Raw genomic sequence first — 11,923 nt, 5'->3', positions numbered from 1 at the left:
CCCCTATGTTATTCCCGCGGCTGCTGGCACGCTAGTCAGCGGGAGCTTCCTCCAGGGGTACCGTCAGAACCTCTTCCCCCCTGCACAGAACTTACGACCCTAAGGCCTTCATCGTTCACACGGCGTGGTGCGTCAGGCTTTCGCCCATGCGCCAAGAATCCCCCCTGCTGCCTCCCGTAGGAGTCTGGACCGTGTCTCAGTTCCAGTGTGGCTGATCGTCCTCTCAGACCAGCTACCCATCGTTGCCTTGGTGAGCCGTTACCTCACCCAACTAGCTAATGGGACGCGGGCTCATCCGGAAGCGAAATACATTTCTTCACAGAATCATGCGATTCCGTGAAGGTATCCGGTATTAGCAGCCCTTTCGGGCTGTTATCCCAGTCTTCCGGGCAGATTGCCCACGTGTTACTCACCCGTGCGCCACTAGGTCGGTCGGGTAGCAAGCTACCCTAGGACCCCGTTCGACTTGCATGTGTTAAGCACGCCGCCAGCGTTCGTCCTGAGCCAGGATCAAACTCTCCAAAAAGTATATCAGAACTGCTAAGCAGTCTGGTCTTCATTAGAGAAGATTTGAATGGCTCCAATTTGTTTTGAAGCATTGTTGTTTGTCCGGTTCAGGGCCAAGCCCTGCCTTGACAAAACGTAAAGTGTTACATCGTAATCGATGTTACTTCGCATGGCATTTCCTGTTTAGTTTTCAAAGAGCAAAACTCTCTTTACATCCTTGCCGCTCTCGCAGAGCGGAATTATATCTTACCATGTTCAAGGTGTTATGTCAACAGTCCTTTTTTTGGAAGATACCGGCTCGCAGCCGTTATTCCGTTTGCTCGATTAGCAAGTAGTGCCGTTTTTGCGGCAACAGATATTATCTTATCATGTTTGCTGCTTTGTTTCAACCGGTAGTTTTTGGTAACTTTCCGTTTCCTCACTGCCGGTGACCCGTTTTTTGGGCACGGAAATTATCTTACCATGGTTTGGCGCTAAAGTCAATCATATAATTTATACCAAAACCCGCTTTCATTTTCCCCCAGAACAATATCCGTTATGCGTTATGCAGGAGCAAGTTAATAGTGTGACGAATAATCATAGAAACTCACCAGCAGGATACGAGGAGGATACGATATGGAGCAGGAAAAGAGATGCCCGGAATGTGGCAGTACCAATATAGGACAGGGTAAATGGAGCGGATATGCAGCACTGGCACCCATGCATAAGTTACTTAGCCTAGGCTCCGAAGTAAGGGCCGAGCTATGTACAGATTGCGGCCTGATTACTGCTATGCGTGTCAAAAATCCGGAGAAGTTCAGGTAGTGTTTACTGTTAATAATAGAAACAATGTTGCTTGTCTGAAAATGGACCGGATCATATTTGGCTGGCGATTAAGAACTGCATATGCATTTCTGGTTGACGGCCTGGCAATTGAGAGCGGTCCGGCGCATTTTAAAAAACAGATGCGGGAGTTTCTGGCGGCAAATACCCTCCGACAGGCCGTTTTTTCTCATTCTCATGAGGATCATGCCGGAAATGTTGATTTATTTAATCAACTAGGCATTACTCCATTAGTACATGAATGTGCTTTGGCAAACTTAACTTTACCCCCACCGGTACCGTTATATCGCCGCATTGTCTGGGGCAATCCGGCCAGCGGAAAATGCCGGACCGTGGGCAGCACCATTGAAACTGATCGGCATACGTTCCAGGTAATCCAGTCCCCCGGTCATGCAACTGATCACATCTGCCTGTATGAAGAAAACGAGGGCTGGCTGTTTACCGGAGACTTGTATGTGGGAGAAAAAATTATCTATCTTTATGACCAGGAGGATATTGCAGCACTGAAAAAAACACTGCATATGTTATCCAACCTGCATTTCTCCGTAATTTTTTGCAGTCATCGCGGCCCCTTGCAAAAAGGCCCGGATGCTTTTAGACGTAAGTTAGCATATATTGAGGATCTGGAAGAAAAGGCACAAGACTTACAAAAGCTAGGCCTTACACCAAGGAAAATAACATACAGGCTGCTGGGCAAAGAAGATTATATGTACTTAATCAGTGGTGGTGAATTTTCCAAAACGGCATTTATAAATGCCCTGCTTTCTCAGAAAAAATAGATTGCAATTATTGGCCTGTGGTAAAACAAAACCAAAGAATCATTCTGTAGCAGCACGGATAAAAAATCAGTGCTGTTTTTTATTGCAGAAATTATGAGGAAGCAGGTAGCCGGGTACGAGCATATTGGCGCACTGTTTTCCATATTTATGTTAAAGGAATAACTTATAAAAACCAGGGACTGTAGCTATGGAAATGCTTATCTTCTGCAACATTCGGCTGTCCCGGCCCTAAAAAGCCAATTACAATTTTAAGGGGGTTAAACAAGTATGAGGAGTAAACGGTTGTCGTTGTTTTTGGTGGTACTGTTAGTGCTCAGTATTTTTGCCATCGGCGGTTGTGGTGAGGGCAACAACAATGAAGAACCGGCAGATAACGGTGACGAAACAGCCACTGTACAGCGCCTCAACATGGGTTCCGGTTGGGTCACCGGAGTTTACTACCCACTGGCTGGAGCCATGTCCCGCATTGCCCATGAAGCAATGGACAACATCTCCCTCACAGTTGAATCGTCGGGAGCATCGGTAGTTAATGTAAAGCTTATTGGCAGCGGTGACCTGGACCTGGCTATTGTACAGAATGATGTTGCTTATTACGCCTACAACGGATTGTTCAGAGATGACTTTAAAGAAAACCCGGTTACCAATATGAAGGGGCTCTTCACACTCTATCCCGAGCCGGTTCAGTTGGTCGCCAGCGTGGAGTCAGGCATTTCTTCCCCGGCAGACCTGGCCGGTAAGCGGATTGCTGTGGGTCCGCTGGGTAGCGGTGCGGAAGTCAATGCCATGCAGATTATTGAAGTGTACGGCATGGAACTTGACGACTTTGCCGCAGTGGAGCGGTTGGAAGCAGGCGAGGCCGCCGATTATCTTAAAGACGGCAGAGTTGATGCTGCATTCTTTACTGTAGGCATCGGCGCTTCTGTAATCGCCGACCTGGCAGTGACCAGCGATATTGTTGTTGTTGATATTGATGATGAAAAAGCTGAAGAACTTATGGAACTGGAAGATTTCTATGCCAGGGCCACTATCCCCGGTGATGTGTACAACAACGTCCCCGAAGCTAATACCATCGCCGTAGTGTCCATGGTAGTGGCACATGAGGACCTGAGTGAAGAGTTAATGTACGAGTTTGTGAAAGGTATCTTTGATAATGTTGAAACAATTCATAATGCCCACGCCATTGCCGGAAAGCTAGTCACCCTGGAGACCGCCCTGGACGGCATGCCGCTGGATCTGCACCCCGGTGCGGAAAGATTCTTCGAAGAAGTTGGCATGCGGTAATATTGCTGTGTGATTCTACTGGTGCAGGGTGATTTTGCCCTGCACCAGTTAGAATAGGAGTGATCAACGGTGAACATTGATGAGATTATTAAAACCAGCCGCGACATTGATCTGCACGAGATCAGTGACGAGGGAAAAATCCGTAACCCTGGAGGGATTTTGGCCCTGGTGATTTTTATCATTGGGCTAATTTGGTCTCTATTTCATTTCTACACCGCCGGCTTCGGTTTATTAACCGCAACTTTGCAGCGCTCCGCTCATCTGTCCATAGGCTTGGCTCTCTGTTTTCTGTATTTTCCTTTCAACCGCAAAAAGGAAGTTGCTTATCATAAAATTCCCTGGCATGACATTCTCCTGGCGCTGACCGGGTTTATGACCATAATTTATACCTTTGTTTTCTACAACGATTTGGTATGGCGTGTAGGCATGCCCAACCAAATTGATCTGTTGGTTGGTGGGCTGGCCATCATTTTGGTACTGCTGGCGGCACACCGGGCCTTTGGCCCGGCGTTGCCTATCGTCACCATCGTTTTTTTGTTCTATCCCTTTGTTGGCCAATACTTACCGGAAATCATCGGTCACGGTGGATACCGAATGGTGCGGGTAATTAACGATCTTTATCTGACCAACACCGGCATCTTTGGCATCCCCATCGGCGTTTCATCCACCTTTGTTTTCACCTTTGTTCTCTTTGGCTGTTTCTTTCAGGCCTCAGGAGCAGCACAATATATAGTCCAGCTGTCCTTTGCCGCCATGGGACGCTTCAAAGGCGGGCCGGCCAAAGCAGCGGTGGTAGCCAGTGGCTTTATGGGCAGCATTGCCGGCAGTTCTGTAGCCAATACCGTGGTTACCGGATCCATCACCATTCCCATGATGAAAAAAACCGGCTTTTCTTCAGAAGTGGCCGGAGGCGTAGAGACGGCCGCCTCCACCGACGGGCAGTTTCTCCCTCCTATCATGGGAGCAGCAGCTTTTGTTATGGCGGAGTTTACCGGAATTCCTTATTGGCAAATATGTATCGCTGCGGCCTTACCGGCAATAATCAGTTACGCAGCGCTGCTTTGCATTGTTCACCTGCAGGCTGCAAAAACCGGCATGCAAGCCATGCCCAAAGCTCAGATTCCTCCGCTTCTGACCACATTTATCAAAGGAATATTCTATTGGTTTCCCATTTGTATACTGGTGTACTACCTGATTATCAGAAGGTTCACTCCCAACACTGCAGGGTTTTATGCCATTCTGGCAGTGATTGGCATGATGATAGTTATGCGAGCCATCAAACTAGGCCAGGATAGCAAAAAAGAAGAAATCTCCTTTGCCGCAAACCTGGTTACCCATTTAAAGGGCTTGGGGCACGATATCCTTCAGGCTTTGGACAGCACCGCCCGCAGCATGGCGGGAATCGCCGTGGCCTGTGCCTGTGCCGGGATTATTGTGGGCGTTGTTACCCTGACAGGCCTGGGAATGAGTATCACCCAGGTAATTGCCACAGCTGCCGGCGACAACCTCTTCATATTGTTGATTATGGCAGCAGCCATATCCATTATTCTGGGCCTGGGTCTGCCAACCACTGCCAAGTATGTAATAATGGCCACCCTGGTTGCTCCGGCCATTTTAATGGTGGAGCCCACTTTACCGGTGGTAGGCGTTCATCTCTTTATTCTCTACTACGCCATCCTGGCCGATGATACTCCTCCTGTGGGGGTGGCAGCCTATGCAGCGGCAGCCATAGCCCGTTCCGATCCAATAAGAACCGGGTTATTGGGCTTCAAATTCGACCTGGGAGCATTTTTGCTTCCCTTCATGTTTATTTACAACCCTGAATTTCTTCTCATCGATACCACCTGGCAAAAGGCGTTAATGGTGGCCTCAACCTCCCTGTTTGGCATTTACTGCTTCTCCGCAGTAATTCAGCGCTGGCTCTTTACCCAGTTAAAAATCTGGGAACAGGTCATCCTTCTGGCAATTGCCTTCTCGATGATCTGGCCAACCTGGATTACAGACATTGTGGGCGCCAGTGTCTTTATCTTTATTTATCTGCACCAGCGCGCCGTTAAAAAAAGGGAAGATGAAACCCAAAACCTTTCAGCCGGAGCCTGACAAAAGGAGAAGCATATGAAATGGGGACAACAAAAATATCTCCCAAAATCATAGTTATAATGGCAGCTTTTTTGGCCTTGCCTTTAGCCGGCTCACTTATACTCCCCCACCATACCAGCAGCCACTTAATTATAGCCGACAACCAGGGCCAAATACATCACCGCATTCCAGTGGCACCAGAAGAAACATTTACCCTAAGCTATCGTCATTCCGTCAGCAACAGCGAGGTCTCAGGCACGTTTGCCATCACCTCCGCCGGTACAATCCACCCACTAACCACAACCTTTAGCACATTTGGCCCCGGCCTGCCTATGGCCGGCGAACTGGCAGAAACAACTATAGAAGACGGGTTGATAACTGTCCACCATCAGGAAGAACCCCGGGAGGCTCTTCGCCTCTGGGTGTCTCCCCTTACCGGAGAAACGCTCTTAATCGGCAGCCGGTCGGTTGATTTATACCAAATCTCCCCGGAACCAACGCTAGTGGAAATCAGTTTTGAAAAAAATTAAAGCAAGAAGTACTGATTGGAAAAATCAGTGCTTCTTGCTTTTAACGGCAACTTTACTTTTGTATTTTAGTACAGCAACAGCTTCCCTGCTCAACAGGCTTAAATTAACCCTCAAAATTAATAAGTTAGAAAATTGGTCTGAATAAAGGGGTAGGCCAAAATCACCAACGTCATCACCGTGGCAATCCAGAGAATAACTTTCTCCACAATGTGCGGATGTTCTTTTTTATCCACCAGATAATGAGCCAAGCCCAGCATGATCACGGCCAAAATAACAAACAGATTTCTATATCTGCCAAGCGCTCCTGCAAATAAACCACTCATGCCACCGAGACCCAGCGGCACCAAAAACAAGGGACCCAGTCAACACGCCGTTGCAAAAAAAGAAGCAAATATAGAACCAAGTGATGCCAGTTTATCTCTCATCAAAAAACTCCCCACTGATTATTCCTTAACAGATTCCGTACAGACAGAGGCAAAACCTTTTGGCATTTTCTGCAGTGTTATTTCTTCAGCCTGTTTCCGGTATTAGATGCTCCAATATTAATCATACTACTGATATTTGAAGGTATCAAGTTAAACTTTGATAAAAATAGAGTGCCTAACGTTCCCCTGGATACCTCTACCTAGTCGAAATAGCGAAAGGCAGGCCGCTTGACCTGCCCCTCATAACAACGCTATTTGATTTCTGCATGATAATCTTGCAAGTGCTTTATTTTGCCGGCCTGGGCTTTCTTAAAGGCCTCGATACCCCTGGCACTGGCCAGAGCTGCAGTCAAAGTTGTAAGATAAGGTATTCTGTGTTTAATCGCTGCTTTGCGGATATAAGAATCGTCCTTTTCACTCACCCGGCCGATGGGAGTGTTAATAATTAAATCGATCTCCTTATTTGTAACGCTGTCGAGAATATTGGGCCTTCCTTCATAGAGCTTTTTGATAAACTTGGATTCTATCCCATTTTGGTTGAGGAAATTATTTGTCCCCTCAGTGGCCAGGATGCTAAAACCAAGGTTTACATATTCACGGGCTACATCAAGCACTGCAGGCCTGTCTTGTTCCCTGACACTGATTAAAACTGTTCCCGCAGAAGGCAATAATCCCTGAGTGGCTTCCTGAGCCTTAAAGTACGCCAGCCCGAAAGAATCGGCAATACCCAACACCTCTCCGGTGGACCGCATTTCCGGCCCCAAAAGCGGGTCTACCTCCTGGAACATATTAAAGGGGAATACCGCTTCCTTTACACCAAAATGAGGGATTTTCGCCGCTTTAAGGTTGGCTATCACCGATTTGCCCATCATGATTTCGGTGGCAAGCCGCGCCATAGAGATATTGCATACTTTAGAGACAATGGGAACAGTACGGGAAGCACGGGGATTGGCCTCCAGGACATAAACATTGCCATTGGAGATAGCATATTGCATATTCATCAATCCCACGACCTGAAGTTCCTGAGCAATTTTTTTGGTGTATTCATTAATAGTTTCCAAATGGCCCTCCCCTATACTTATGGGAGGAATCACACAGGCCGAGTCTCCCGAATGAATCCCAGCATACTCAATATGTTCCATAACCGCCGGGACAAAAACCTCTTTGCCGTTGGAGATGGCGTCTGCTTCTGCTTCTATGGCGTTGGCCAGGAACTTATCAAGCAAAATGGGGCGCTGGGGAGTAATGTCCACCGCAGCCTGAATATACTGACGAAGCATGTCTTCATCGTGAACAACCTCCATACCACGGCCGCCCAGGACATATGAGGGCCTTACCATCAGTGGATAGCCAATTTTGCCGGCAATTTCCAAAGCCTCGCTGAGGTTGCTGGCCATACCTGCCTCCGGCATGGGGATGTTTAGTTTCTCCATTACAGCCCGGAAACGGTCGCGGTCTTCCGCCAAGTCAATGGCGTCAAGGGAGGTACCCAGAATCCGCACTCCTTCCTCCGCCAGTTCACCGGCAATATTAAGCGGGGTCTGCCCACCAAACTGGACAATAACACCCAGCGGTTTTTCTTTCTCATAGATACTAAGCACATCTTCCACTGTAAGGGGCTCAAAATATAATTTGTCCGAAGTATCATAATCAGTGGATACTGTTTCGGGATTACAGTTGACAATAATTGTTTCATAACCCATGTCACGCAGAGCAAATGCGGCATGTACGCAACAATAGTCAAACTCTACGCCCTGCCCGATTCGGTTAGGTCCGCCGCCTAAAATCATTACTTTTTCTTTACTACTGGATGCGGTCTGGTCTTCTGCATTATAGGTGGAGTAGTAATAGGCGGCATCCTCCACACCACTTACAGGCACCGCATCCCAGGCTTCCGCAACTCCCAGGGCAATACGGCGTTTTCTGATCTCTTTCTCCGACACATTCAGAAGCATTGCCAGGTATCGATCAGCAAAACCGTCCTTCTTGGCCTTAATTAACAGGTCATCCGGTAAACTGCCTTCACTGTATTGTAAAATCTCTTCTTCCAAAAGCACCAGTTCCCGCATCTGCTCAATAAACCAGGCCTTAATATGGGTTAACCGATACAACTGCTCCACAGTCGCGCCCTTTCGCAGGGCTTCATACATTAAGAATTGCCGTTCGCTGGATGACTCTGCAAGCTGAGCCAAAAGCTCATCCAGGGAAAGCTCATTGAAGTTTTTAGCAAAACCCAAACCATAGCGGCCGATTTCCAGGGAACGAATAGCTTTTTGCATTGCTTCCTTATAGTTCTTACCAATGCTCATCACTTCGCCAACGGCCCTCATCTGGGTCCCCAGCTTATCCTCGGCTCCTTTAAATTTCTCAAAGGCCCAGCGAGGAAATTTCACCACCACATAATCACCGGAAGGAGTATATTTCTCCAGCGTTCCTTCACGCCAGTAAGGTATTTCATCCAGCGTCATTCCTGCAGCCAGCATGGCAGAAATCAAAGCAATGGGAAAACCGGTGGCTTTAGAGGCCAATGCAGAGGACCGGGAAGTACGGGGATTAATTTCAATTACAACAATCCGGCCCGTTTTAGGATCATGGGCAAACTGCACATTGGTGCCGCCAATTACACCCACAGCTTCCACAATATCATACGAATGTTTCTGTAAGCGCTGCTGAACTTCTTCGCTGATTGTTAACATGGGAGCGGTGCAAAAAGAATCCCCGGTATGTACCCCCACCGGATCCACATTCTCAATAAAACATACGGTAATCATCTGGCCTTTGGAATCACGGACAACTTCCAACTCCAGCTCTTCCCAGCCCAGAACAGATTCTTCGATTAACACCTGTCCCACCATACTGGCGGAAATTCCCCTGGCTGCGATGCTTTCCAACTCTTCCACATTATAAACCAGGCCACCGCCTGCGCCGCCCATAGTATAAGCGGGGCGAACCACAACAGGGAAGCCCAGCTCTTTGGCAATTTCCACAGCTTCCTCCACAGAGTAGGCCGGCTCGCTTCTGGCCATTTCAATACCCAGCTTATTCATACTTTCTTTAAAAGCAATACGGTCTTCTCCTCGTTCAATGGCGTCCAGCTGCACACCAATTACCTTAACACCGTACTTTTCCAGAATCCCCTGCTTATTTAACTCTATGCTCAGATTAAGCGCCGACTGCCCACCCAGGTTAGGCAGCAGGGCATCCGGCCTTTCCTTTTCAATGATCTCCGTTAACCGCTTAACATTTAGCGGCTCAATATATGTAGCATCGGCCATCCCCGGATCAGTCATAATGGTGGCCGGATTGGAGTTTACCAGCACAATTTCATAACCAAGTTTGCGCAGTGCTTTACAGGCCTGAGTACCTGAATAATCAAACTCGGCGGCCTGTCCAATAACAATGGGTCCCGAACCAATAATCATAAGTTTGTGAATATCCTGGCGTTTTGGCATTAACATTCCTCGCTTCTCTTTTTTGTTAACCTCTATTTTACAACAACCCCGCAAAAAAAGCCAAGAAAATCTTGGGTCAGACAGCATAAGGCTGCTTTTAATTGGAGGGTGACTTCACTAAAAAAAAGCTTCTTAATACTTAAATAAGGTTGAAAATCCACAAAATGTTAATTATAATTAAAATTAACTCTAGATGAAAATCCTTGATAAGGGCAAACCTGTCGAAAGGCAGGGACGCAAAGCTACAGGTCTAAAGCATTTTGCTAAGACAGCTGGGTTGCCGGGGTAGGACAAACCTACTCTCTGAGTAGGTTTTTTTGATACCCAAATTGCCAAGCCCGAGTAATAATAGCAATATAACAAGATTAATGGTAACGGGAACACACTTAAAATAGGAGTGGGGTAATGAAAATTTCATTAACAACTGCTTACCAGTCAGACCGCGCACTGGAAATTATCTTTTCTTCTTTGCGCTGGTTTTTTTTGATATTGTCAGCAGTTGTCTTCTTCTCTCAATATGTTGCAAACCCTGACCCTTTGAGACTTAATCTATTTATAATGTTAGTAGTTTTCGGTTGTTTATATATGGGAGTTTCAGATTATTATTTACGTAAGTGGCCCGAAGGGTCGAAAAATTATGCGTTAGTAACTAAAGGAGCCCCATTCTTTGACTTTCTTGCCTTCTCTGCACTTGTTCCATTAACCGGGGGAATTGAGAGCCCGCTTTTTCCGTTGGCCTATTTAATTATCCTACATGTTGCTGTCTATTGGAAATTGACAGGTGGGATAATAGCGGCTACTCTACTTACTTTAACATATACTATTACTTTTTTGATGCAAGTATCAGATGTTTACACTTTTAGTAATTTAATTACTTATTTTAGCCAAGTTTCATTTTTGCTACTAATGGGGTGCTTAGGGGGAATTATTGTTTCAAGGGAAAGACAGTCTCATTCAGAAAAAAACTTGTTAGAGCAAGCTGCAAATCGTGATTACCTTACGAATTTATTAAATCATCGTTCATTTCAGGAACATTTGCGAGGAGATTTAGAAAATAATTCTGCTTTTTACCTTGCTCTTGCTGACATTGATAATTTTAAGTTAGTAAATGATAAATATGGACATGTAACAGGAGATAAAGTACTACGTGAGCTTGGGTCAATTATTAATTCTACTGTTTCCGTTAAACAGGGGAAAGCCTTTCGATATGGAGGAGAAGAGTTTGCAATAATTATTTATAATAAAGAACAGGATGAAGTGGACAAGCTCTTAGTTGAAATAAAACTATCAGTTGCCAACCATATATTTTACTGTGAGGGGGAAGCCTTTTCTGTAACGATGAGTTTTGGAAGTTGTAAACAAAACGGCGAAGAACCAGACAAGCTAGTTGAAAAAGTTGATAAATTGCTTTATGAGGCCAAGGATAGAGGAAGAAACCGGATTGTCTATTCATGTGTCAATTAAAGGTATAAACGGCGCTTAAGCGTCTTCGTTAAACTGGGGATCGTTTAATAATATTAAACCTGACCCCCAGTACTGTGCGAGCGCATGAAAAAAGAGCACTGATCAATTAATGATCGTGCTCTTCTTTAAATAAGGATCTGGCAGAGACCTACTCTCCCAGGGACTCGCGTCCCAAGTACCATCGGCGCTGGAGGGCTTAACGTCCGTGTTCGGAATGGGAACGGGTGTGACCCCTCCGCCATTTCCACCAGAAAGTTCTCTCAAAACTGAACAGCGATATGTTAAAGAGTTTATCACAAATTAGGTTAAGTCCTCGACCTATTAGTACCGGTCAGCTTAAGACATTGCTGCCATTACACCTCCGCCTATCAACCAGATCATCTCTCTGGGGTCTTACCTCGTTAACCGAGCGGGAAAACTTATCTTAGAGGGGGCTTCGCGCTTAGATGCTTTCAGCGCTTATCCCGTCCAGACATAGCTACCCAGCAGTGCTCTGGGCAGACAACTGGTACACCAAGAGGTCTGTCCATCCCGGTCCTCGTCGTACTAGGGACAGCCTCTCTCAATTTGCCTACCGCCCATGA

General features: G+C 46.5%; 9 protein-coding genes, 3 rRNA genes and 1 riboswitch. Of the genes, 6 read left to right on the top strand and 6 right to left on the bottom strand.

Going from position 1 to position 11,923, the window contains the following annotated elements:
• Together DEALDRAFT_RS15530 and DEALDRAFT_RS16980 are read right to left on the bottom strand one after the other, a co-directional pair.
• Window positions 1-526, bottom strand: a 16S ribosomal RNA gene (locus tag DEALDRAFT_RS15530); the annotation flags it as partial.
• A gap of 14 nt (window positions 527-540) precedes the next feature.
• Entirely contained in the window at window positions 541-678 is a 138-nt protein-coding gene (locus tag DEALDRAFT_RS16980; RefSeq protein WP_008519273.1) for a hypothetical protein, read from the bottom strand.
• 444 nt (window positions 679-1,122) lie between these two features.
• On the opposite strand from DEALDRAFT_RS16980, the gene DEALDRAFT_RS15525 reads away from it, so the two are divergent.
• The 5 genes from DEALDRAFT_RS15525 (at window position 1,123) to DEALDRAFT_RS15505 (ending at window position 5,998) form a co-directional block, all read left to right on the top strand.
• Window positions 1,123-1,311, top strand: coding sequence for a hypothetical protein (locus tag DEALDRAFT_RS15525; protein ID WP_008519271.1), 189 nt, complete (start codon window positions 1,123-1,125; stop codon window positions 1,309-1,311).
• A 41-nt stretch (window positions 1,312-1,352) separates the two neighbouring features.
• Entirely contained in the window at window positions 1,353-2,108 is a 756-nt protein-coding gene (locus DEALDRAFT_RS15520) for an MBL fold metallo-hydrolase (protein WP_161598039.1), read from the top strand.
• A gap of 267 nt (window positions 2,109-2,375) precedes the next feature.
• Complete coding sequence (locus DEALDRAFT_RS15515) at window positions 2,376-3,389, top strand: TAXI family TRAP transporter solute-binding subunit (RefSeq protein WP_008519267.1); 1,014 nt, start codon at window positions 2,376-2,378, stop codon at window positions 3,387-3,389.
• A 69-nt stretch (window positions 3,390-3,458) separates the two neighbouring features.
• A complete protein-coding gene (locus DEALDRAFT_RS15510; RefSeq protein WP_008519266.1) occupies window positions 3,459-5,489 on the top strand; it encodes a TRAP transporter permease in 2,031 nt (676 codons plus the stop codon).
• Between the two features lie 20 nt (window positions 5,490-5,509).
• Window positions 5,510-5,998 (top strand): DUF1850 domain-containing protein, encoded by a 489-nt coding sequence (locus DEALDRAFT_RS15505; protein WP_008519264.1) that lies wholly within the window; start codon window positions 5,510-5,512, stop codon window positions 5,996-5,998.
• A 116-nt stretch (window positions 5,999-6,114) separates the two neighbouring features.
• Here the strand turns inward: DEALDRAFT_RS15505 and DEALDRAFT_RS15500 are convergent, their stop codons facing one another.
• Together DEALDRAFT_RS15500 and carB are read right to left on the bottom strand one after the other, a co-directional pair.
• Window positions 6,115-6,423, bottom strand: a complete 309-nt coding sequence (locus DEALDRAFT_RS15500; RefSeq protein ID WP_250634604.1) for a putative mercuric transport protein — start codon at window positions 6,421-6,423, stop codon at window positions 6,115-6,117.
• 251 nt (window positions 6,424-6,674) lie between these two features.
• Window positions 6,675-9,875 (bottom strand): carbamoyl-phosphate synthase large subunit, encoded by a 3,201-nt coding sequence (gene carB, locus DEALDRAFT_RS15495; protein ID WP_008519261.1) that lies wholly within the window; start codon window positions 9,873-9,875, stop codon window positions 6,675-6,677.
• Between the two features lie 201 nt (window positions 9,876-10,076).
• A riboswitch (cyclic di-GMP riboswitch) is annotated at window positions 10,077-10,160 on the top strand.
• A gap of 120 nt (window positions 10,161-10,280) precedes the next feature.
• Here carB and DEALDRAFT_RS15490 point away from each other — a divergent pair.
• Window positions 10,281-11,339 carry a GGDEF domain-containing protein gene (locus DEALDRAFT_RS15490; protein ID WP_008519259.1) on the top strand — a complete coding sequence of 353 codons (1,059 nt, stop codon included), beginning with the start codon at window positions 10,281-10,283 and terminating at the stop codon, window positions 11,337-11,339.
• A gap of 135 nt (window positions 11,340-11,474) precedes the next feature.
• Here the strand turns inward: DEALDRAFT_RS15490 and rrf are convergent.
• Both rrf and DEALDRAFT_RS15480 read right to left on the bottom strand, forming a co-directional pair.
• Window positions 11,475-11,591: ribosomal RNA gene (rrf, locus tag DEALDRAFT_RS15485) — 5S ribosomal RNA — on the bottom strand.
• Window positions 11,592-11,640: 49 nt separating this feature from the next.
• Window positions 11,641-11,923: ribosomal RNA gene (locus DEALDRAFT_RS15480) — 23S ribosomal RNA — on the bottom strand; the annotation flags it as partial.

Origin of the sequence: Dethiobacter alkaliphilus AHT 1 (assembly GCF_000174415.1) — a bacterium.
GTDB lineage: Bacteria > Bacillota > Dethiobacteria > Dethiobacterales > Dethiobacteraceae > Dethiobacter > Dethiobacter alkaliphilus.
This window is presented reverse-complemented; position numbering and strand designations above follow the sequence as displayed.